12 protein-coding genes, 1 tRNA gene, 2 rRNA genes and 1 pseudogene (1 of these 16 only partly in view) are annotated in these 23,548 nt (G+C 62.2%); 7 read left to right on the forward strand and 9 right to left on the reverse strand.

What is annotated here, in order from left to right; translation table 11 throughout:
• The 4 genes from NKL04_RS29420 to NKL04_RS29435 all read left to right on the forward strand — a co-directional run.
• Positions 1–2,283, forward strand: a 23S ribosomal RNA gene (locus NKL04_RS29420) (it extends 519 nt beyond the left edge of the window).
• 200 nt (positions 2,284–2,483) lie between these two features.
• Positions 2,484–2,598: ribosomal RNA gene (rrf, locus tag NKL04_RS29425) — 5S ribosomal RNA — on the forward strand.
• A gap of 289 nt (positions 2,599–2,887) precedes the next feature.
• Positions 2,888–2,964: transfer RNA gene (locus NKL04_RS29430), tRNA-Met, on the forward strand.
• 48 nt (positions 2,965–3,012) lie between these two features.
• Positions 3,013–3,192: a hypothetical protein gene (locus NKL04_RS29435; protein WP_023701440.1), complete on the forward strand. Its 180-nt coding sequence runs from the start codon at positions 3,013–3,015 to the stop codon at positions 3,190–3,192.
• Between the two features lie 89 nt (positions 3,193–3,281).
• Here the strand turns inward: NKL04_RS29435 and NKL04_RS29440 are convergent, their stop codons facing one another.
• Positions 3,282–4,076 (reverse strand): SapC family protein, encoded by a 795-nt coding sequence (locus NKL04_RS29440; protein ID WP_352724760.1) that lies wholly within the window; start codon positions 4,074–4,076, stop codon positions 3,282–3,284.
• 238 nt (positions 4,077–4,314) lie between these two features.
• Here NKL04_RS29440 and NKL04_RS29445 point away from each other — a divergent pair, with 238 nt between their 5' ends.
• Together NKL04_RS29445 and NKL04_RS29450 are read left to right on the forward strand one after the other, a co-directional pair.
• Complete coding sequence (locus NKL04_RS29445) at positions 4,315–4,584, forward strand: DUF6916 family protein (RefSeq protein WP_023672960.1); 270 nt, start codon at positions 4,315–4,317, stop codon at positions 4,582–4,584.
• A 72-nt stretch (positions 4,585–4,656) separates the two neighbouring features.
• Entirely contained in the window at positions 4,657–5,235 is a 579-nt protein-coding gene (locus NKL04_RS29450; protein WP_023701441.1) for a 2OG-Fe(II) oxygenase, read from the forward strand.
• Positions 5,236–5,250: 15 nt separating this feature from the next.
• Here the strand turns inward: NKL04_RS29450 and NKL04_RS29455 are convergent, their stop codons facing one another.
• From NKL04_RS29455 to NKL04_RS29475, 5 genes are all read right to left on the reverse strand, one after another.
• Positions 5,251–5,778 carry a GNAT family N-acetyltransferase gene (locus NKL04_RS29455; RefSeq protein WP_031209445.1) on the reverse strand — a complete coding sequence of 176 codons (528 nt, stop codon included), beginning with the start codon at positions 5,776–5,778 and terminating at the stop codon, positions 5,251–5,253.
• 10 nt (positions 5,779–5,788) lie between these two features.
• Entirely contained in the window at positions 5,789–6,316 is a 528-nt protein-coding gene (locus NKL04_RS29460) for a phage tail protein (protein WP_023685706.1), read from the reverse strand.
• A gap of 9 nt (positions 6,317–6,325) precedes the next feature.
• Complete coding sequence (locus NKL04_RS29465; protein ID WP_023672956.1) at positions 6,326–6,847, reverse strand: phage tail protein; 522 nt, start codon at positions 6,845–6,847, stop codon at positions 6,326–6,328.
• A gap of 12 nt (positions 6,848–6,859) precedes the next feature.
• Positions 6,860–7,366, reverse strand: a complete 507-nt coding sequence (locus NKL04_RS29470) for a phage tail protein (RefSeq protein WP_023672955.1) — start codon at positions 7,364–7,366, stop codon at positions 6,860–6,862.
• 118 nt (positions 7,367–7,484) lie between these two features.
• On the reverse strand, positions 7,485–20,438 hold the full coding sequence (locus tag NKL04_RS29475; RefSeq protein ID WP_156951486.1) for an inverse autotransporter beta domain-containing protein: 12,954 nt from the start codon (positions 20,436–20,438) through the stop codon (positions 7,485–7,487).
• A 271-nt stretch (positions 20,439–20,709) separates the two neighbouring features.
• On the opposite strand from NKL04_RS29475, the gene NKL04_RS29480 reads away from it, so the two are divergent.
• Positions 20,710–21,249, forward strand: a complete 540-nt coding sequence (locus NKL04_RS29480; RefSeq protein ID WP_023701444.1) for an invasion associated locus B family protein — start codon at positions 20,710–20,712, stop codon at positions 21,247–21,249.
• Positions 21,250–21,304: 55 nt separating this feature from the next.
• Here the strand turns inward: NKL04_RS29480 and NKL04_RS29485 are convergent, their stop codons facing one another.
• From NKL04_RS29485 to NKL04_RS29495, 3 genes and pseudogenes are all read right to left on the reverse strand, one after another.
• Complete coding sequence (locus tag NKL04_RS29485) at positions 21,305–22,813, reverse strand: aldehyde dehydrogenase family protein (protein WP_023701446.1); 1,509 nt, start codon at positions 22,811–22,813, stop codon at positions 21,305–21,307.
• Between the two features lie 20 nt (positions 22,814–22,833).
• A pseudogene (locus NKL04_RS29490) lies at positions 22,834–23,177 on the reverse strand (cupin domain-containing protein).
• A gap of 46 nt (positions 23,178–23,223) precedes the next feature.
• The gene (locus NKL04_RS29495; RefSeq protein WP_352724764.1) at positions 23,224–23,541 is read right to left on the reverse strand and encodes a cupin domain-containing protein; all 318 of its coding nucleotides are present in this window, start codon (positions 23,539–23,541) and stop codon (positions 23,224–23,226) included.
• Positions 23,542–23,548: the final 7 nt, after the last annotated feature.

The following is a 23,548-nucleotide window of genomic DNA, read 5'->3' on the forward strand; positions in this document are numbered from 1 at the left end:
AAAAGCACCCCGACAAGGGGAGTGAAAGAGTACCTGAAACCGATTGCCTACAAACAGTGGGAGCCCGCAAGGGTCACCACGTACCTTTTGTATAATGGGTCAGCGACTTAGTGTGACGAGCAAGCTTAAACCGCTAGGTGTAGGCGCAGCGAAAGCGAGTCTGAACAGGGCGTTCAGTTCGTCGCATTAGACCCGAAACCGAGTGATCTAGCCATGAGCAGGTTGAAGGTAAGGTAACACTTACTGGAGGACCGAACCCATAACTGTTGCAATAGTTCGGGATGACTTGTGGCTAGGGGTGAAAGGCCAATCAAACTCGGAAATAGCTGGTTCTCCGCGAAATCTATTTAGGTAGAGCGTCGACCGAATACCCCAGGGGGTAGAGCACTGGATGGGCTAGGGGTCCTCACCGGATTACCAAACCTAACCAAACTCCGAATACCTGGGAGTACTAGTCGGCAGACACACGGCGGGTGCTAACGTCCGTCGTGAAAAGGGAAACAACCCTGACCTACAGCTAAGGTCCCCAAGTTATGGCTAAGTGGGAAAGGATGTGAGGATCCCAAAACAACCAGGATGTTGGCTTAGAAGCAGCCATCATTTAAAGAAAGCGTAACAGCTCACTGGTCTAAATAAGGGTCTTTGCGCCGAAAATGTAACGGGGCTAAAGCCATACACCGAAGCTTAGGGTTTGGTCCGCAAGGGCCAAGCGGTAGCGGAGCGTTCTGTAAGCTGACGAAGCCATACCCGTGAGGGGTGGTGGAGGTATCAGAAGTGCGAATGCTGACATGAGTAACGTAAGGGGAGTGAGAGACTCCCCCGCCGAAAGACCAAGGGTTCCTGCTTAAAGCTAATCTGAGCAGGGTTAGCCGGCCCCTAAGACGAGGCGGAAACGCGTAGTCGATGGGAACCACGTTAATATTCGTGGGCTTGGAGGTAGTGACGGATCGCACAAGTTGTCCAATCTTATCGGATTGAACGGGCAGCGGAGCGGTTCCAGGAAATAGCTCCTCCTTATAAACCGTACCCGAAACCGACACTGGTGGTCAGGTAGAGTATACCAAGGCGCTTGAGAGAACTATGCTGAAGGAACTCGGCAAATTGCACGCGTAACTTCGGAAGAAGCGTGACCCTTTTCTACGCAAGTAGAGGAGGGTGGCACAGACCAGGGGGTAGCGACTGTTTATCAAAAACACAGGGCTCTGCGAAGTCGCAAGACGACGTATAGGGTCTGACGCCTGCCCGGTGCTGGAAGGTTAAGAGGAGGGGTGCAAGCTCTGAATCGAAGCCCCAGTAAACGGCGGCCGTAACTATAACGGTCCTAAGGTAGCGAAATTCCTTGTCGGGTAAGTTCCGACCTGCACGAATGGCGTAACGACTTCCCCGCTGTCTCCAGCATAGACTCAGTGAAATTGAATTCCCCGTGAAGATGCGGGGTTCCTGCGGTTAGACGGAAAGACCCCGTGCACCTTTACTATAGCTTTACATTGGCATTCGTAGTGGCATGTGTAGGATAGGTGGTAGGCTTTGAAACCTGGGCGCCAGCTCAGGTGGAGCCATCCTTGAAATACCACCCTTATTACTATGGATGTCTAACCGCGGCCCGTTATCCGGGTCCGGGACAATGTATGGTGGGTAGTTTGACTGGGGCGGTCGCCTCCTAAAGAGTAACGGAGGCGCGCGATGGTGGGCTCAGAACGGTCGGAAATCGTTCGCTGAGTGCAATGGCATAAGCCTGCCTGACTGCGAGACTGACAAGTCGAGCAGAGACGAAAGTCGGTCATAGTGATCCGGTGGTCCCGCGTGGAAGGGCCATCGCTCAACGGATAAAAGGTACGCCGGGGATAACAGGCTGATGACCCCCAAGAGTCCATATCGACGGGGTTGTTTGGCACCTCGATGTCGACTCATCGCATCCTGGGGCTGGAGCAGGTCCCAAGGGTATGGCTGTTCGCCATTTAAAGCGGTACGTGAGTTGGGTTCAGAACGTCGTGAGACAGTTCGGTCCCTATCTGCCGTGGGTGTAGGAATATTGAAAGGATCTGTCCCTAGTACGAGAGGACCGGGATGGACGGATCTCTGGTGGACCTGTTGTGGCGCCAGCCGCATAGCAGGGTAGCTATATCCGGACGGGATAACCGCTGAAGGCATCTAAGCGGGAAACCCACCTTAAAACGAGTATTCCCTGAGAACCGTGGAAGACGACCACGTTGATAGGCCGGGTGTGGAAGAGCGGCAACGCTTGAAGCTTACCGGTACTAATAGTTCGATCGGCTTGATCGTTCTCATTCCTTATGCTCATCGTGAACACGATGATCTGACCAGCGCTCACGCATGAGCGGCCCTTCCAGGGCCTATGCTCCGCGAGGGCGCCGGAAAACCGGCGACGCGCAGTCGCGCTTGCGGGCTTGCGCCCGAAAGCAAAACACAAACGTCGCCTTGGCACGAAAAACAGCTTCTCGATATAACGTGCGTTTTGCCGACCTGGTGGTTATGGCGGAGCGGCTGCACCCGATCCCATTCCGAACTCGGCCGTGAAACGCTCCAGCGCTGATGGTACTTCGTCTCAAGACGCGGGAGAGTAGGTCGCTGCCAGGTCTGCAAAACGCACGTTGAACTCTCATCCGCAAACCGGATGAAACTGAAATCTTCTCTCTACGAAAAGGCCCGCCAAGGGATCACGGGCCGCGCAAGCGGCCCTTTCATTTGGTGAGACTTCTACCTATCTGTAAGCCAGCCTGTTCATAGGCCCAGGCTTACGTCCAGATAAGCAAGCAAACGCTTGCTTCAGATCCGGAGCAGGCAAGAGCTTGCCCTGGAGAGTCCGGAGCAAGCAAGAGCTTGCCCTGGAGAGTCCGGAGCAAGCAAGAGCTTGCCCTGGAGGTGACGCGGGGTGGAGCAGCCCGGTAGCTCGTCAGGCTCATAACCTGAAGGTCACAGGTTCAAATCCTGTCCCCGCAACCAACAAAAAAAGCCCGCTTAGGCGGGCTTTTTGCGTTCGGACCGTGATCGATGGCCGCGACCGGCTATTCAACGATCGAGGAGGGCAGCAAGGCTGGCGTGCTCGACTTTATTGACAGGTCCGCGAACCGGGGGGTGATGCCGCCTCGGCGCATTTCGGCGAGACTACACGTCGAGCATTGGGAGTTCGCCAGCCCGTCATGGCAAGCGATCTGCACGACAACAGCATGATTCGAGCCGCGGAGAGATCGTCGTGCGAAGGCGCGAACCGTTGATTTAAACAACCCGCGCCTTGCCGAAGCTTTTCGTCGCGGGCCGCGTCAGCCAGCTCGCCGCAATGACGCCTGGAAGGCCAGCGAGGTCCAGCTGTTGCTCGAGGCGAGATGGCAATAGAGCAGCGCAAGCGCGCCGGATTTCCTGAGATCAAGAAACGCCTCGTCGCTCAATTTGTTGAAGGCCGGCTCGTCGATCACCTGAAAGTCGGTGAGGTTGAGGGTCTCGCCGCCCTCCAGCGTCACCTTGCTCTGCCGCGGCGCGAACAGGCCGTGCGCGTCGATCTTGTCGATCATGGCGCGAGTCGCATTGAAGTCGGTCTGGAACTGGCTGCAGAAGGCGAGCGCCTGCTTCGAGGCCTCGGCCGGCTCGTTGCCGTCGAAGAAGGGCGCGGTCTCGTCGCTGTCCTTGGACGAAGGCATCTGCTCGACGACGCGTTCGCTGGCACGGTCGATGCACAACGTCAGGCGGCCGGTCGTTTTCGATTCATCGGCGAGGATGAAGGGGTAACGGCGGACATAGGCGGGAATGTAATGCGGCTCCGCCCATTTGCCGTCGGCGCCTACGAACAGGTTCTGGTCCTGGCGCAGACCGGTGATGATGACAGGCGCCTTGGCGTCGCCAATGAAAACGATCGGATAGGAGCGCATCGCCGCGGGCATTTCCGATGCGACGACGGGGATGGCGTGCGCGGTGCGGGCAAAGGAGAAATCGGCCCGCGCCGTAAGGCCGAGTGAGCCGTGCCGCAGCGGATTGAGCGCCTCGGGTTTTTTGTAGAACAGCGGCAGCGCGTTGGTCGCGGTGCTTCCGGCCGGGGCCGTGTCTGTTTTCGCGTCAGTCATCCCTAGTGTTCTCCTCTTATACCATTCCGGTTTAGGCCAGTGGCTGCCGGTGCGCAACGCGTTGACGGCTGCTTCACCCTACGTGGCCAAGATAAATCTATCTGTTTGTTTGATCGTGCTCTTTTGTACTTCTGGAGATCGAGCTCTATAGACAGCACGCCATGAAGCGGCGAGATTGGCTGACGGGATAGACATCTCAAGAGAGCCGTCTGAAAGACAGACGAACCAGGGCAGGCGCATGGCATCGCTTTCGGATTTCGAGCAGGGGCAGAGCTTTTCCGTCGAAGCCGGCGGTCAGACGCTCACGATGGAACTGAGCGCGGTGCAGCCCATTGCCAACAGCCCGCGCGACGGCGGTGGCTTCACGCTGCTGTTCAGGGGGCCGCGCGACGCGGCGCTGCCGCAGGCTATCTATCGGTTCAACGGCAAAAGCGGCGCCCATGAGATCTTCATCGTGCCGATCGCTGCCGATGAGGCAGGGCGGCTTTACGAGGCGGTATTCAACTGATTTTTTTCGACCGGATCGGCCACGGGGACGCTCCGGCCATCAGGGCGATTTGGCAGCGCGGCGGCTCGACATATGATCGACTATATCGAGATTGCGGACGTATTTGACGGAGCGGCGTGTAGCGCACTGTGCGTGGAAATTCGGGCGGCCGTGGGCCGTCCGGCCGGCCTGCTGGGGCGTGCCGACCAGAAGATGGCATGGCCGGAGATCCGAAAGACCGTGCGCGCCGATGTTTCGCAGGCCACTGAAGAGCGAGTGAGTGCCCTGTTGGCGCAGCAGAAGGCGGCTCTGGAGCGGCATTTCGGGCTGCTGCTCGGCCAGGTCGAGAAACCTCAGTTCCTTCACTATCGGCAAGGCGATTTCTTTGTGCCGCACCAGGATGGCAACACGCCGCTCATTCACGACGAGTCGGGGTTCCGAAAGATCTCGGCGGTGATCTTTCTCAACCGTCAATCGGACAACCCTTCGCCAAAAAGCTATGCAGGCGGCTCGCTGGTCCTGCATGGGCCTTACAGCGGCCCGGGCCTGCGCGTTGCCATGCCCGCGTTGCCGGGCTCTCTCGTCGCCTTTCGTTCGGAAACGACGCATGAAGTCACCCCGGTCACGCGCAACGAACGTTTCACCATCGTCTCCTGGTATCGCGGCACGTGACGACCGGCACGGCCCTTACGGCGAACGGATCATCAGGTCGTAGAGGCCCTTGTCCTCGGCAACGGTGAAGCTGAGGCGTTTGTAGAGCCGCCGCGCTGGATTGTTCTTCTCGACATGGATCGAGACCGACTTGCCGACGGCGGCGGCCTCATCGATGAGATCGGCGAGCAACGCACCGCCAGACCCCTTGCCGCGATGCGCCGGCAGGAAGGCGATATCTATGATGCAATGCTCGCTCGCCGAGCGCTCGATATACAGGCGACCGATATCTTGCCTTGCCTGCTCGATCACCAGCCAGTCGGCGTTGGGATAGTATTTCTGGTAATGCGCGTGCTGCGCTTGAAACTGCATGTCGAGGAACGCCGTTTTCTGCGCATCGCTCCACGGCGTGACGGCAAGTTCTTCGGCGCGGGTCGAGGCGTAGAGCGCCGACAGGAACGGCAGATCGGCGTCCGCCATCGGGCGGAACGTCAGATCAATCCGCGCCGCGCGCACCCAGCAAAATATAACAGGCCCGTTGTCCACAATCGGAAGCTGGATCATGGAGTGGCGCTTACGGACGCGCCGGATAAACGCCTTGCATGGCAATGATGAACGTCATCGCCAGATAGGGAGGCAGGTTGTTGTGAGGCAACGTACTGCCCGCCATGCTCAGTGCCTGGGGGTCCATCTGGACCAGATTTTGCGAAGTGTTGTTCTGATACAGCGTTCCGCCCCCCGACTTCCCCAGAACAACCGCATCGGTAAGAGTTCCCTGGGCGCCACTCTCGGTGGACATCGCGACAAAATGATTATGTTGCGGCATTTCCGTTTGCAGAAGGGTGATGGACGTTTCGCCACCCGTCTCGCCGAGAAACCGCTCCGACAAGCCATTGCCCTGTCCTTGCCCCATGGGCGCGGAGCCAGCCATATTCGGCAACGCGAAGGTCGACTTGCCGTCGCCGCCGTAAACTGTGCCCAGCAGCGAAAACAGCGCCGTATTCTGCGAGATTGGCAGGAGCTGGCCATCGCAGGTCGCCCACCCCGTCGGGGCGAAATCTCCGGCAAAAATTCGAATTTCGGCGACGAACGGATTGGTCATGGCAAGTCTCTAGCTTTGCTGGGGGAAGATGCCAAATAGCGAGATGATGAAACTGACGGCGAGGAACGGCACCATATTGTCGTGAGGCTGGCTGCCGCCGGCCGGCGAAATGGCTCCGGCGGCCATGTTGCCATCAGGTGCGATACCCACATAGGGCGTCAGCAGGCTCGATGTCGCCAGGACACCGCCGGACGGACCCGGATTCTTGGCGATATTCGACGAACCGGTCCAGGTATGGGAATGGTTCGGCATTTGTTGGGTTGAAACAGTGACGGATTCGACCCCGCCCAGTTCTCCGATGATATAGGTCTGGCTGACCAGCGGGCCCTTGCCAGCATGGACGGGGATGCGGGATGCGAGGTTGGGCAGGGCGAATGTTTCCTCCCCGTCGCCGCCATAGGTCGTACCGATCAGATTGAACAAGGTTTCGTTCTCGGAGATCGGCATCAACTGGCCTTGGCAGAACGCCCAGCCATTCGGAGGGAAATTGCCACCGAACATCCTGATCTCGCCGACAAAAGGTTGGCTCATCGAAGCGTCCTCTTAATTTCGCGACGGGAATATGCCTTGCAGGGCAATGATGAAATTCAAGACGAGATAGGGCGATCTGTTCTCATGCGGCTGGCCGCCACCGACGAAAGTGATGTTTTCCTTCGCCATAGCCACCGCGCTGCCAGGCGGCTGATAGATCGGGCTGGCGTTCGCCCCCAACAGCGCGCCGGATGGATTGTTGACGTTGCCGGCAGTGTTCGATGCGTTGACGAAATGGTTGTGTGTCGGCATTTCGCCGAGCGTGAGCGTGTGAAACTCTTCGCCGCCCTGGCCGCCGACAATTGCACCAATAGGGCCGCCCGTATGAACCGGCGCACGTCCCCTCATATCCGGAAGGGCAAAATTTGTCTGGCCGTTGCCGCCGTACCTGGTGCCAAGAAGTGAGAACAATGGCTGGTTCTGGTTAAGCGGCAACAACTGGCCGTTACAAAATGCCCAGCCGCGCGGTGCATAGTTCCAGGAAATGATCTTGACTTCACCTAAATAAGGCTCACTCATCCCCGTTCCCTCCGTTGGCCGCTTACTGTCTGAATTCTTGTATTATGCCTAAGTAAGACAACAAGTCGATATCAAATTCACAAAATATATTTCCTAGGACGAAATCCAAGGTTGCTGACTACGGTGTCGCGGCAGGCAGCAGTGGCAGCGGCTGGTTGAAGAACGTCCGGGTGTCCGTCAGTGCCGTTGCCCCGCCATTGACGGTTTCGATACCGGCCTCGCTCGCCTGCGGTACGTTGATCGTGCCGTCGGCGCCGCCGAGGCCGTCCGCGAGGAAGCGGATGGCATTGGCGTTGTTGACGTTGGTGATGGTGTTGGCATGAACGTCGGCATTGATGATAGCGCCGGCAAATGTGGCGGTGACCGTGATGCCGCGGCTGTCGGCATTGTCACGAATGGTGTTGTTGGTGACCGTCGCGTGCACGGTGCCCGGCTGCACGAGCTGCGTGATCGAGACGCTGTCGCCACCGCTTATGCCGTTGACGCCGATGCTCTGGATAATGTTGTTGTCGATCAGCACCTTGGCGACGCCGAGGCTTTCATGCCCAATCCTGATGCCGTTGCCGGTTCGCGATCCCGAGGTTGCTACGCCTTGCGTACCGATGACGTTGTTGGCGATTGTGCCGTCAAGCGTCCGTGCGAGGTCGCCGCTGCTGAACACGTTGATGGCCGTCGAGTCGCTGTTGGTGACGGTGTTGTTCCGGACGGTGAAATTCAGATTGCCGCCCGTGCCGGCGCCGGAATTGCTGCTCTGGGTGAGGTTGATGCCGTTGTTCAGATTGTTGAATAGATTTCCCGTGGTCTCGCCGATGTGAGCGTTGACGGTACCGTCATTGGCAATGACGAACAGACCGGTTCCAGGGATGACTCCCGGTCCGGGATAGGCGTTGTTGCCGGTGAAGGTTGCGCCGTCGACGGTCAGCGTCATCGTCGGCGCGCCGGCGACACCGGCGCCGTCCGCCTCGAAGATGAAGTCGCTGCCGGCATTGTTTGAGGTGCCGTTGTTCGAGAACGTACCGCCGCTCACCACAAGGTTCGTCAACGTGCCGCCGGAATTGATGACTTGCACATTGTGGGTGAAAGAGTTCGAGACAGTAAGGTTGGTGAACGTGGTGACGTGCGAGGCGTTGCCGGTAAGTTCGTTGAACAGGATTCCGGACTCGGTGTTGGCATCGGCATTGCTGTTCAGGGTCAGACCGTTGAGCACCACGCCGTTGACCCGCAGCCCCTTTATGCCGTTGCCCGCATTGTCGCTGATGATCATGTTGCTCAGGCTGACATCCTGAGTGTCGGTCAGGCTGACGCCATCGCCGGTCGAGTTCTGGATCGTGCCGCCGCTGCCCCCCGTCGCGCCGGTGCCGGTCACCACCAGATTGCCGCTGGTGCCGGTGTTGTTGAGCACGATGCCGTTGGCTGCACCATTGGACGCAATGCTCCTGAACGTCACGTCGCCGGCGCCGATCGTCGTATTGGCGACATTAAGAGCCGTGCCCGTGCCGGACGCGATGGTGTTGCCGGTGCCCTGCACCGTCACCGTGCCGCCGCCGGTGGCTGCCGGACCGGGGCCGGTGGCGCTGAAACCGGCGCCGCTGGTCGTGGCGATGACCAGCCCGCCATTGGTGAAGTTGATCGTCGCGCCGGCATTGTCGCTCAGGCTGACGCCAGCCGCCGTGGTCGAGGTGATCGATTTCGACGCGCCGGAGAAGGTGATGATGCCGGCGACATTGTCGTCCAGCAGGATGCCGATCTGGCCCGCCGCATTATGCGTGATGTTGCCCGACAGGGTGATGTTGCCGGCGGTCAGGGCGCGATCCTGGATGTTGACCGCCTGGCCGGTGCTGCCGCTGGTGATCGCGCCGGCATAGGTGAACGCCGCCGTGCCGCCGCTGTTGGCGGTGCCTAGGCCATCGCCGATACGGATCACGGCGCTTGTTCCGCCCACCAGCGCGCCGGTGCCGAGGTCGATCGCTCCCGAACCGGTGACGGAATCGAGGATGACGGCGCTGGTGCCGCCGGCGCCTTTGTTTGTGGAAGCGAAGGTCACGCCGCCCGCCGCGATAGCAACGCTGTCAAGGTTGACCGCGACGCCGCTGCCGGTCGAAATCGTGTTGCCCGAGCCGATAACGGTCACGGTGCCAGTACCGTTGCTCGTGGCGTTGAAGCCGGTGCCGGAGGTGGTGGTGATGGCTAGGCCGCCGCCGGTGAAGTTGACCGCCGTGTTGGTGTTCGCCGTCAGGTCGACGGCATTGTTGGCTCCGGTGGTCAGTATCTTGCTGGCGCCGGAGAAGTTGATCGTGCCGCCGGTGTTGGCGTTGACGAGGATCCCGTTGGCCACGCCGCTGGTGGCGCTGAGAGTGCCCGACAATGTCGTGGTGCCGGCGGTACGGGTGGAGATGCTGACGACGTTTCCGGCCGTGGTCTTGGTGACCGAGCCGGCATAGCTGACATTGGCCGAGCCGCCGGTGACCAGGAAGGCCGCGCCGGTCGCGCCGCCGAGCGCACCGGAGCCGAGGCTGACAGTGCCGGCGCCGGTGACATTGGTCAGCGACACGTTGTTGGTTCCGCCGGTCGAATTGGTCGAGGTGAAATTGATGCCGGTGGTGGCGATGCCGTTGAGGTTGACCGCCTGCGCGGAAGTGGAGCTCACCGTGCCGGTCGTGACATTGACCGTGCCGCCATTGCTGGCGCTGAATCCGGTGGTGCCGCTTGTGACGATGTCGAGGTTTGCGAAGCTGACGGTCGAGGCCGTGGCGCCGTTGTTGATTGCGACTGCGGTGCCGGTCATCGGCGTCGTGGTGCCGAGATCGACCGTACCGGTGAAGCTCACCGTATTGGCCGCCGTCGCGCCGGAAATGCTGATGCCGCTCGCAGCGCCGTTGGCGATCACCGAGCCGGCGAAGGTGAAGCTGCCGCCAGCGCGGGTCGAGATCGTGGCCGCCGCGCCCGACGTGCTGATGATGGAGCTGGCGCCGTCGAAGCTGATCACCGCGTTGCCGCCGGTCACCGAAAGGCCGCTGCCGCCCGATATGTCGACATTGGTACCGGCAATCGTGCCGCCAGCGCCCGACGCGCCACCGAAGGCGATGCCGGTTCCGGTCGCCGCCGTGGTGATGTTGACGTTGGTCAGCGTCGTCGTGCCGGTGGTGTTGTCGAGTTTGAAAGCAATGCCGGTGGCGCCGGTGCTGGTGACGTTGGTGATGGTGGTGTTGGACGCGTTCAGCCACACATCGCTGGCGTTGCCGGAGAAAGTAACGTTGTTGATCGTCGTGCTGTTCGACGGGGTAATCTCGATACCCTGCGTGGCGAAATTGCTGATGGTCATGTTGCTGATGACGGTATTCGCAGCACCCGCGCCATTGTCCTTGACGCCACGCGCGGCACCCGCCGGGCTGCCATTCAGGATGAAGCCGTCGATGATGTTGCCGCTGGCGCCGAGCGTGATGACATTGTTGCCGGCGCTCGTCGTCAGCGTCGCGGCGCCATTGGGCGTCTGGTCGATGATCGAGATGCTGTTGCTGGCGAGCTGGATGGTGGAGGGCACTGTCAGCGCCAGATTGATGTTGCCGTTGCCGAAGCCGCGCACCTGCTCGCCGGTGGCGAGAGCCAGCGTGTCGTTGCCATTGCTGCCTGCCGCGGTGATGGTGCCGCCATCGTTGACGAGAACCAGAATGTCCGTCGCCACGGCTGCTGCTTCGGCGGTGGCCAGCGTCGCGAGATTGTTCTGGTCGCGACCGCTGCCGTCACCGGTCGCGGACGCGCCGACGAAATAGACCTTGCCGACTCCGAAGCCCAGGCCGGGAGCCGACTGGAAGTTCACATCCTGGAAATTGTAGGTGCCGGCAACCGGCGCACTGGATGCGTCGATGCCTACATTGGCGCCGATGGTCGAGAGCTGGTCGGTCGCCGATTCGCCGTCGCCATAGGTGAAAGCGAGGTTGGTGGCGCTGTTGAGGAACACGCCGGTGTTGACGCCGGCAATGCTGGAGCTGGCGCCGCCGACAACGGCATCGCCGAGGCGTACCGTCTGGCCGCCAGTGGTGCCACGCAGGTCGACGCCTATCGAGGTGCCGGCGGCGGCGGCATTGGTGACATCGAAGTCATTGGCCGTCACCGCCGCATTGATGGTGGCACCGTTGAGGTCGAAGGCCACGCCCGTGGTGCTGTTCAGGCCGATGTCGAGATCGTTGAAGGACAGCGCCGCGCCAAGCGTGCCGGAAACATCGACACCACGCGTGGTGATGCCTTGCAGGTTGACCGTGCCGAGAATGATGGCCCCGCCGCCGGACGAGGCGATATTGGTCAGCGAGATGCCGGTTGCGGCGGCAGTGGCCGAAACACTGTCGAAATTCATGCCCGCAGCGCCAATCGTAACGCCATTGAGGTTCAACGCGGTGCCGCCGGCCGTCGTGGTGATGCTGTTGTCGCTGAGGAGCGCGCCGACGCTGACCGTGCCACCGCCGCTGGCGTTGAAGCCCGTGCCGGAGGTGGTGGTAATCACCAGGCCACCCGTATCGAAGTTGATCGTCGCGCCGGTGTTGGTCGTCAAGTCGACCGCCGTATTGGCGCCAGTGGTCAGCGTCTTCGTGCCACCGCTGAGAGTGATGGTCCCGCCGGAGTTGCCGTGGACATAGATACCATTGTCGAAACCGCCGGTGGCGCTGAGCGCGCCGGACAGTGTGACCGAACCGCCGGTGACGCCGGAGATGTCGACGATCTTGCCGGCGGTGGTCTTGGTGACGGAGCCGCCATAGCTGACGGTCGCAGCGCCGCCATTGACCAGGAATGCGACGCCCGAAGCGCCGCTCAATGCGCCGGATCCGAGGCTGACTGTTCCGGTGACATTGGCCAGGCCAACATTGTTGGTGCCGCCGCCCGACGAGGTCGAGTCAAGCGCAATGGTGGCGGCGACGTTGGTGAGGCTGATCGACTGACCGCTGGTCGAATTTACCGTCTGGGCTGCAGCGGAAGCGGTGATGCCCATCGTGCCGCCGGTGCCCACGATGGCCGTGCCGGTCGTGGTGTCGATGGTCACACCGCCGGTGAAGCTTGTCGTGCCGCCGCTCTGCGACAGGCCGACGCCGCTCGTCGTATCGATGTTGGCGAGGCCGGTGACGTTGACCGTGCCTGATACCACATGGATGCCGTCGCCGGCCGTGGCGGTGTTGTTGACCGTCACCGCGCCGAAGGTGAACGTACCGGTGTTGGCGCCGGTGACGTCTATGCCGAAGCTGCTGGTGCCGGTGATGGTGGTGGCGCCGCTGACCGTGACGGTGGCGTCAACGCCATTGAAGGCGATGCCGTTGACGCCACCGTAGGCGGTGATGCTGTCGAACTGGATATCGCCGGATACACCGGATAGCGTCAGGCCATAACCGCCGACGCCATTGGTGCTTGTGCCGGCGACGAAGGCGTCGCCGTCGACCTGGTCGATGCCGACAGTCGCTGGAACGGCATCGAAGGTTACACCGCTCACCCCAAAGCCGCCGGTTTCGCCATTGTTGCCCAGAAGCGTGATGTCGGAGAAGGCGCTGACCTTCATCAGCCCGGCGCCGATCGTGCCGTCAACCTTGGCAATGTCGCCGCCGGTTGCCGACAGGATCAGGTTCGACAGTGCGATCTGGCTGGCAGCGGCGCCGTCGGTAAGCGACAGGGCGCCACCGGTGCCGCCGGCGATCGTGGCGCGGCGCAGGATAAGATCGGTGATGTTGGTGCCGGAGATGCCAAGGCCCGCACCGGTGTTCTGCACGATGACATTTTCGATGCCGGCCTTGCCGGAGAAATCGATGGTGTTGCCGTTCGCGGTCGTCAGCGTCGCCAGCACGCTGTCGACATTGGACGCTGCCGTGATGACGGTCGAGGCATTGATGCCGCTGAAGCTGAAGTTGCCGCCGAGGCCGCCGCCGACGGCGCCCAGCGGCGCGGTATCGATGGAATCGCCGGCCTTGAGACCGATCAGGATCTGGCCATCGGCAAGGTTGAGCGTGTTGTTGCCGCCGCCATTCTGCTGAGCCTGCATCATGTCGATGAGGTTGCTGGTGCCGTTCTGCGACGTGTCGACAAGGATGACAACCGAGGCGCCCGACGCTTCCGCGCCGGCAATCGAGCCCGGATTGGCGGCGGTGCCGTCGCCGTCGCCTTCCTGATCGACATAATAGGTGGTCGGTCCCTGGGCCTCGGAGAGGTCGCCGATGAAGCCGCCATTTGCGCCGTCGACATCCTGGAAATTATAGGTGCCGCCGACCGGGAAAACGCCGGTGGAATTGAGGATGTCGATTGCCTTGACCGTCGACAGCTTGTCGACCGCGCTTTCGCCGTCGCCATAGATCAAGTTGATCGCCGTCGTCGGGGTGAACTGGAAGCCGATGCCGGGTCCGGCGCCGGCGCCGCCGATGGTGGAGGATGCGCCGGCCGTGTTCGGATCGCCGAGCTGGATGGTGCCGGTGCCGGTGGTGTTGGACAGGTTGACGGCGGTGGTGCCGGTCGAGGAAGCACTGGTGAGCGTGAAACCGCCAGTCGTGAAGATGCTGTTGACGACGGCATCGGCGAAGGTGATGCCGGTCGAATTGTCGCCGGGCATGGCGATGGTCAGGCTGGCGAAGTTTACCGTCGAGCCGAGCGTGCCGGAAATGTCGACGCCGGTCGAGGTGATGCCTTGCAGGTTCACCGTGCCGAGATTGAGCGTGCCGCCGCTGACATTGTTGAGCGAAACGCCAGTCGCCGCTCCATTGACCGAGATGGAGCTGAAATTGATGCCGCCGGCGCCGACCGTCGCGTTGTCGAGGTTGAGCGCGGTGCCTGTCGTCGTGGTTATCGAGTTGCCCGTGCCGCTGACGCTGACCGTGCCGGCGCCGAAAGTGCTGGCGGTGAAGCCGGCGCCGCTCGAGGTGGTGATGACCAGGCCGCCATTGGTGAAGTTGAGCGTGCCCATGCCCTGGGTCGGGCTGATGCTGGGCAACTTGACGATCGCGTCGTTGGTGCCGCTGCTGGTGTTGAAGATCTTCGACGCACCGGAGAAGGTGGCCGTCCCGTTAGACGATCCGTCAAACCGCACGCCGATGCCCGTGCCGGTATGATCGATCGTGCTTGAAATATTGTAGACGCCGTTGGCGTTGCCGGTGAAGACGAAGGCCGCCGTACCAATGCCAGTTGCTGCCGTAGTCGAAACGACCGAACCGCTCATGTTGAGCTCGCTCCAGTCGGCCACGGCCTGCACGACCATGCCGGTGTCGACCTTGATCGAGCCGTTGTAGTTCAGCGTGGCGTGAATGAGGTCGTTACCGCCGCTGACGGCGATAGCCGCACCGGTGGTGCTTGTCGTCGCGCCGATGCTTGCGACGCCGCCATTGCCGCCAACGTTGATGATTCCTGCCTGCAGGCCGTTCGTGACAATGCCGGCTTCCCCACCGTCGATGGTCAGGGTGGAGCCGGCGACGTTGGCGATGTTTATGGTGCCCACTTGCGGGCCGCCGATATCGAACCCTCGGTAGCTGACGTCGAGATCGGTCGTGCCGGTGAAATTCACCGCACCGGCGCCGAGCAGGGCGTTCAGCGAGGCGCCCATGTAGCCGGTATCTTTCAGGCCGCCAATGTTGACGTCGCCCGCCAGATTGGACCCTGTCAGCAAGACGCCGGCAGCGTCCGATGTCGATACGGCCGAGACGCTGTCGAAGGTGACGCCGGCGGCGCCGACGTCGGCGAGGACAATGAACAGACCATTGCCGCCGGAGGCGATCTTGTTGCCGGTGCCGGAGACGCTGACGGTGCCGCCGAAGGCGGCGCCGAAGCCTTCTCCGGTCGTTGTCGTTATATCCAGGCCGCCATTGGTGAAGTTGATCGTGCCGTCCGTGTTGTCATACGGGACGATGGCGGAGAGGGGGCCCGTGTAGCCGATCTGTACAGCTGTCGTCGCGCCAGAGCTTATCTTCTTGCTGCTTCCCGAGAAGGTGACGGTCGCCGCCGTGCCGTTGGCGATGCCACCGATGAAGATCTGGCCGCCATCGGCTGCGTTGCCGTCGGTCAGATTGCCCGACAGCGTCACCGAGCCGCCGGTCAGTTCCTGGATCGAGACGGCGGCCCCGGTGCCGTTGCTGGCGATGGTGCCAGCATAGGAGATGATTGCATTGCCGCCGCTCTGATCGGCCGCCGAGCCGACATTGAAGGCTGTACCCGAACCGGTGTTGGTCAGCGTGCCGGTGCCGAGCGCGACCGTACCGGTCAGATGCTGCAGGTCGACACCGCTGCCGGAATTGAAGCTGGCGCTTGTCGAGGCGAAATTGATGTTGGCCGCAATGCCGTCGAGCGCCACCGCTCCCGCATTGGTGGCATTGATCGTTCCGGTCGTGACGTTGACCGAGCCGCCTCCGGTTGCAGTGAACGCCGTTGCGGCGTCCGTGGTGATGTCGACATCGGCGAAGGTGATTGTGGCGCCGGTGTTGTTGGTCAGCGATACGCCGCTGCCGCCGATCGTCGCCTTGTCCGTGAAGTTGACCAAGCCGCCGGTGCGGTTGGCGATTGCGATGCCGCCACCGGTCAGCGTGCCGGGCGTCGCGCTGTTGGGCAAGTTGCCGCGGGTGACCGTAATGTTGCCGTTGCCGCCGTCGACATCGAGCAGCGTGCCGGCAACGTTGATATTGTTGTTGATAATCGACAGGTTGCCGGTGAGGCCGTCGACGTTGAACGCCGTCTGGCCGGCAGCGACATTGCTGACGGTGACGCCTTCGACAACGGTGCCGCCGGAATTGTTGAAGCCACCCACGCTCTGGTCGATGACGAACACCGAGCCGCTGCCGCCGCTGTAGTCGAAGGCGGTGTTGCGCACCTGATTGCTGCCGAGCAGATGAAGGGTGTCGCCCGTGCTCTTGACCACGCCCTCATCGCCGGTGACATTGCCGCCGGTGGCGCCGAGATTGCCCTGCACATTGACCGGCTGGAACGTACCGGAGGTGAGGATGGAATTGCCGTTGCCGAAACCGGTGATCGACTGTCCCGAATCGAGCGTGAACGGCGTCGCGCTGAGATCGACGGTGCCGACAAAGGCGTAGGTCTGCGTGCCGACCATGGCATCGGCCTGCGCGGCCGTCACGGTGGTGACATCGGCGCTCAGCCCATTCGTGCCCGCGTGAACAGTGCCGCCTGTCTGCGAGATCATGACGACCCCGCCGACAGTTACCGCCAGTTGGGCATCGCCGGTGAAGAAGACATCGTCGAAGTCGTAGTTGCCGAGCGCCGGATCCAGCCCGATCGTATTGACAGTGTAGCCGCCGGTTGCCGCGGTGATGAAGGATTCCAGCCCATCGGCGGAATTGCCGTCGCCGAAGGTGAAGTTGGCGTTGGCCGACGTGGCCGTGGTGCCGCCTGACGACAATTCGACACCGACGCCGACATTGTCGATCCTGGAGCCCTGCAGGAAGGTGATCGTCTTGTTGCCGGTCGTCGACGACAGGTCGATGCCGCGCGAGGTCAGGTCGCCGGTGCCGGTAATGCTGGTCAGCCCGAAATCGGCTGTCGTTGACGAGCCGCTGAAGTCAATGCCCGTCTGGTTCAGCCCTTCGCCGAGCAACACCGTCGTCGTACCGAAACTGACGTCGTTGTTTGTGCCGCTGAAGTTAATGCCCGCGCTGCCATCGGCAGAACCGATGACAACGATGGTGGGGCCAGAGAATGTGACTGACCCGGTATTCCCCCCAATATCGATGCCGTTGAGGCCCGGCGCACCGATTTCCGCATAGCCGAAGCTGACGGCGCCGGTGTTGCCGTTGAGCGCGATGCCATTGCCAAGCACCTGGCTGATGAGCACGTCGCCGCTGAAGCCGACCGTTGCCGTGCTGCCGCTGATCGAGATGCCGTCGCCGGTGGTGCTGCCGATCGTCGTCGGGCCGGTAACGCTGACGCTGCCGCTGACGCCCGAAAGGCTGACGCCGGTTGTGCCGCCGACGTGGCCGATGTTGGAGAGCGTGACACCGAGCCCGATATTCGACGCTGTAAAGGCGGATGTGGTGTTGTTGTTGACGGTACCGCCGTCGATCGAAAGCGAGCCGGTGCCAGTTGACGTGGCCTGGACGCCGCTGCCGCCATTGCTGGTCGCGTTGAGCGTCTGGAAGCTGGTGATGGCATTGCTGTTGATCAGCAAGCCGTCGCCGGCATTATCCGACACCGTCGTCGTGCCGGTGAAATTGTAGGTGCCGTCGCCCTGGATCGACAGCCCAGCGCCGCCATTACCGGTCGAGCTCAGATTGCTGCCGGAAACGTCGTTGGCGCCATCGAACAGCACGCCATTGAGGGCGGCCCCCGACACGGTCATGCCGGTCAGCACGACGCCGGTAACGCCGCTGCCATGGATGCCGTTGGCAGTACCGCCGGAGATGTTGAAGTCCTGGAGCGAGGTATTGTTGGCCAGCGTGACGACGTCGCCGCTGCCCGAAGCGGTCAGCGTTGCGGCACCGGCCGCATCCGAGATGGTGCTGCCGGGATCGACGTTGTCGCCGGTCACATTGATCGGCAGGCCGCCGAGCGAGAAGGTGCGGCCGTTGCCGAAAGAGGCCAGGGTCTGCCCCGCTTCGAGCGTAAAGCCGTCGGTGTCGTCGATGACACCGCGATTGACCAGCACGAAAATCGCGGTGCCGTCGGTATTGTTGTCGGCGTCGGTGATCGAAGCCAGGTCCGAAAGCGAGGTACCGTCGCCTGTGCCGCCTGCGGCGACAAAGATCAGCTGCGTCTGGTCGAACAGTTGCGGCCCGTTGAACGTCGTCGTGCCGAATGCGTATTGGCCCGAACCGGAATTGAGGCCGCGTGCGTCGAGCGAGGCGAGGTTGCCGCCGATCAAGCCGCCACCGAAGGTGAATTGGGCGTTGGCGGTGTCGGCCGGCGAGCCGGCAATGCCGAGCCGCACGCCGGTGCCGACATTGGCGATGGTGCCGCCATTGGTGATGATGATCGTGCCGCCGTTGGTCTGGACAAGGTCGATCCCGATGGACGTCGTGCCGCCGGTGCCGTTTATGTTCAGCGACTGCGCCGTGAAATTAGTCTGGCTGCCGGAGAAGTCGAGGCCGATGCCGGAGCCGAGCCCGGAGATGATGATGTTGCCGGCGATGACGGACGCATTGACGCCGGTAAACACCATGCCGTCGGTGCCGGGATCGGTGATGTTGATGTCGCCGAAGCGGATCGCGGCCGGCGAATCCGTGATCGCGATGGCCGGTCCGGTCGTGTTCGAGATCGTCGTCGCGCCGTTGACGGTGAAGCTGCCCGAAAGATTCTCGAGCACGACGCCCGATGCGCCGCCGGTCTGGGTGATCGAATCCAGCACGATATGGGCGGTGATCGGATCGATGAAGACACCGACGCCGTCGTCGCCGAGTGCCTTGTTGCCCGACACCTGGCCACCGGTGATGGTGATCGAGCCGGCGACCCCGGTGCCCTTCACGGTAATGCCGGCATCGTTGTTGTCGAGCGAGTTGAGGGTGGCGAAAGTGTAGGTGCCGTGGCCGGTTATATCCAGGCCGTCGTCGCCATTGCCCTGCAGCAGCGTCGTGCCGGTGAAGTTATAGGTGCCGTCGCCTTCGATGTGCAGTCCGTCGAGGCCGTTGCCGGTCGCGGTGAAGTTCGAGCCATTGACGCCGGTCGATGTACCGGTGAAGTCGGCGCCGTGGCCGCCGGTGCCGGTGACCGTGACGTTGGTCAACGTGGCGCCGGTGATGTTGTTGCCGAAGATGCCGTCCTTGCCGCCGGTGATGGTGATACCGCTCAGCGTGTTGCCATTGGCGAGCGTCAGGACGTTGTTGGCGGGGTTGGTGCCCTGGATGGTGCCGTTGGAGCCGCCGAAATTGTAGGTGCCGATGCTGCCGTCGGCGAGCCGCGCCTGGACACCGCCGCCACCGCCGATAACGGTCTGTCCGTTGGCGAGCGTCACGCCGGCTGTCGTAATGTTTCCCTTGCCGCCCAGCGCGACGACGACGCCGTTAGCGCCGGCGCCGGCGACTGCATTGTCGAGCGTGGTCGGGTCGCCGATCGTGCCGAGGCCGAGCGCGTCGTTGTCACCATCGGCGAAGAAGAACTGGCCGAATGCCGTGTTGGTGGCGGCATTGATCGCCACCCGCGTCGACGTGCCGGTAACTTTGTCCTGGCTCTCGATGCGAACGCCGATGTCGCCGCGTACGCGCTCGTTGACGCGTTTGCGCAGGCCGGGGCTGACCGGATAGACCGGCTCGGCGCCGTCATCGGCCGAAGACGAGCCCTTGTCGAAAGCGTTGAGCGGCACCGTCAGCCGGATGCTGCCGGCGAACTGGGTGTCATCGCGGTTGTCGTTGCGCACCTCGCCGGTGAAGGTCAGCGACGTGCCTTTGCCGATGACGTCGCCGATCGAATATTCCAGGCCGGCCTTGGCGCCGGTGATGCTGCCGTCGTCGCCGTCGGGATCGCCGAAATGGTAGGCGCCGACATCGAAACGCAGTGAATGGTTCTCGGGCAGGTTGAGCGGCACCTGAACGCCGACCTCGCCCTCGATGCCCCAGGCCGCGTAATCGCGGTGGGCGATGGCCGATATCTGCTCGATCAGCTGATGCCCGACCAGCGACAGGCTCGACTCTTGCCCGGCCGTGCTGCGGTCGCCGCTGATCGGCAGATAGACGTTTACGTGCGCATCGTATTTTGAGGTGATGGCCTCGAGGCCGAGCGTCGAGGCGACGAACTGGTGACTGTCCTGGTTCTGGATGTTGAGATAGGCGTAGCCGCCGATCATCAGATCCGGATTGACGATGCGGCGAACGCCGAGGCCGACGTCCTGGCCGAAGCCGTCGTCGAAATCGTATTTCGAGCGCACATCGAGAAAGAGAACGGATTCGAGGTTCTGCTTCAGCGGCAGGAAACCCTCGATCGCCGTGTTGCCGCCATTGTTGTTGGCGCCGATGATGGCGCGGACCTGCGGCTGCCACAGTCCGGTGTCGCCGGCATGGGCGGCTATGCCGGAAAGGGCAAGTGCCAGAGTGGACAGCGCAGTCGTCTTCCAGAGATGTCTGGAAAAACCTGACCGGCGATACTTGGTATTCGCCCGGAACCTTCTTCCGTGCGTCGCCATGTCATTGATCTGCCGAGTTTTCTCGGTCGTCTCCATCCCTTGCGAACCCCGACGAGTACACGCTCCGTCGATAATACTATCCGAATGCCAGTGTATAGCGAGCATCGATTGTTTGCTTTACACATACAAGATTTCAAAGTTGTTTATTGTGGTAATCCAGCAACAGTAATTTAGCCGGCGCTCATGTACCGTATTGGCTTCCCCGCCAGGCTCGGCTGTTGTATCAACGCGCTCGGCGAAACCCTGACACGACGAGGATCGGGTGGCTTCATTGCTGAGAACCGTTTGTGGGCGGGCCGCCTGGGTCGGCGCGCTATGGCTGGTCGTGTCGGCAGGGTCGGCGCTTGCCGAAGAGCCGAAGTCAACCAAATCTGCCGAGACAAAGCCTGCAGAAGGCAATCCGTGGGCGCTAAACTGCTCCAGCGGATCAACCGGAACCGAGCTTCAATGCCAGGTTTCGCAAAACCTTACCGAGGCCAAGACGGGGCAGCGCGTTCTTACCGTTACGGTTCGCCGCGACAACGGCAATGGCAACCTCGCGATGCTGCTGGCCTTGCCGCACGGGCTGTTCCTGCCTTCCGGCGCCTCGTACCAGATCGACCAGGGGCAGAAGACGACCATTGCCATCCAGACCAGCGACCAGAACGGCGCCTATGCCGCGACCCCTTTGTCGGCGGACCTCGTCAAGGCGATGAAATCGGGAACCAACCTGAACATCGGCATCGAGTCGGTGACGCGCAAGCCGGTGACCATTCCGGTCTCGCTTGCCGGATTCACTGCCGCGATCGACAAGCTTCAAGCGTTGAAATAGCCGGCCCATCTCGGCAGATGCGTAAGCATCAGCTTACGTTATGGACTGGCCGGGCTCACACGTGCTTGCGGCCGCCTGTCTCGCGGAACCAGCTGTCGGGGTAAGGATACCACCAGTCCTGGATCGCCGGTCTGTGGTCGATGATGACCATCTTGGAGCGTCGGAAGGCGTCGAGTCCCTGGCGTCCCAGCTCGCGGCCAAGGCCTGATGCCTTCCAGCCGCCGAAGGGCAAGGCGTCATTGTCGATCAGCGGGTTGTTGACCCAGACCATGCCGGCCTCGAGCCGCTCGGCCGCCTCATGCGCCTCGGCGAGGTCGGTGGTGAAGACCGAGGCGCCGAGCCCGAACGGGCTGTCATTGGCAAGCCGGATCGCTTCGTCGAAATCCTTTACGCGGCAGATCGCTGCGACCGGCCCGAAACACTCTTCGCCCATGATCGCCATATCGGGCGTAACCCCGGTCAGGATCGTTGGCTCGTAGAACCAGCCAGTGTTGTGCGCCGGCGGAATGCGCCCGCCGGCAACGGCTATAGCGCCGTTGCCGATAGCATCATCGACCAGCCGCATCACTTTCGCCCGGGCGGCTTCGCTGACCAGCGGGCCGATCTCGGTCTTGTCCATGCCATTGCCGATGCGCAGCGCCCGCGTCTTCTCGGCGAACAGCTCGACGAAGCGATCGTGAACCGAGTCGACGACAAAGAAGCGTTCGGCCGAGGTGCAGACCTGGCCGGTCAGGTGGAAGGCGGCGGTGACGCTGCCGGCTGCCGCCACGTCGAGCGGCGCGTGCTCGCTGATGATCAGCGGATCGCTGCCGCCGGCTTCGATGACGCAAGGCTTCATGCGCTCGGCGCAGGCGACTGCCACGGCTTTGCCGGCGGCGACCGAGCCGGTGAAGGCGACAGCGTGGGTGCGCTCGGAGGCGATCAGCGCCTGCGCGGTGGCGGCCGTGCCAGGCAGGCAGGCGACCAGCCCTTCCGGCAGTGAACGGAACACCGTCATGTAGTCCAGCGTCGACAGCGTCGTCGCTTCGGCCGGCTTGATGACGCAGCCGTTGCCGGCGGCAAGCGAGGCCGCAACGGTCCAGCACATCAGCAGGATCGGGAAGTTGTAAGGCATGATGTGCACGGAGACGCCATACGGCTCGTAGCGCGCATACTGGAACGACCCGGCCTGCGTCGTGCCGGCGATCTTGCCGGCGTCGTCGCGCGCCATCTCGGCATAGTAGCGGAAGATCGGCGCGCAATTGGCGATCTCGCCGATCGCTTCGGGATAGGGCTTGCCCATCTCGCGCACCATCAGCTCGGCGCAGCGCGTGAAGTCCGCCGCCTCGATGGCGTTGGCGACCGCATGCAGATGCTTTGCCCGGCTCTTGGCATCGAGCTTCTTCCAGGCGGCTTGTGCCGTGGTTGCGGCACACAGCACCGCATCGACCTCACCGTCCGTTGCGGCGGAGATCGAGCCGACGGTCTCCAGCGTCGCCGGATCGATCACCGGTTTTGCCGTGCCGGTCATCGGCCGGTAGTCCGGATTGACGAAGAAAGCCGGCCGGTCAGCGGAGAATTGCATGGTCGTCCTTTCAGGTCCGCTCAGCGGATCATGTAGACTTTCTTGATGGTCTCATGGACGGTGCAGACGCCTTTCCAGTCCTGCGGGAAGAACGCCGCCGTGTCCGGCTCGATCTCGATGACCTCGCCCGATTCGTGCACATAGGTGCAGCGGCCCTCGAGGAAGTGGCAGAACTCGTCGCGGGTGACATGGCAGTGCCATTTGCCGGGGGTGCAGACCCACAGGCCGCATTCCGAACGGCCCTCCGGCCCTTGTAGAGCAGCTTGCCCGAGGTGTGGGACACGCCCTCGATCATGGTCGGGATGACGCCCCAGTCGACGAGGTCGGTGATGGCAAGCGGGGATTCCATGATGGGCGTGGTCATGGCGATTTCCTTTAAAAAAGTGCTCAGCGGCACATGAAGGCCTTGGTCAGTGTTTGCGTGATGGTGGAGGTGCCGGCCCAGCCGGCGGGGAAGAACACCAGCATGCCGGCCTCGACCGGGATCTCTTCGCCATTCTCGCGGACATAGGTCCGCGGCCCGACAGGAAATGGCAGAACTCCTCGGCGGCAAAGGTAATCTTGCGGCTGCCTGGCGTGCACGACCACAGGCCGCATTCGCTTGAGCCGTTCGGGTTCTGCGAGAGGATCCTGCCCGAGGCGCGCGGCGAGCCGGCAAGCGTGTTGCTGCCCCCGCCCCAGTCCTCCAGTTTCACGGTCGAGGCCTTTGGCCAGCGCGGTGTCGGCATATTGGGA

This window comes from Mesorhizobium sp. C264A (genome assembly GCF_040324515.1).
In the GTDB taxonomy this organism is placed as follows: domain Bacteria; phylum Pseudomonadota; class Alphaproteobacteria; order Rhizobiales; family Rhizobiaceae; genus Mesorhizobium.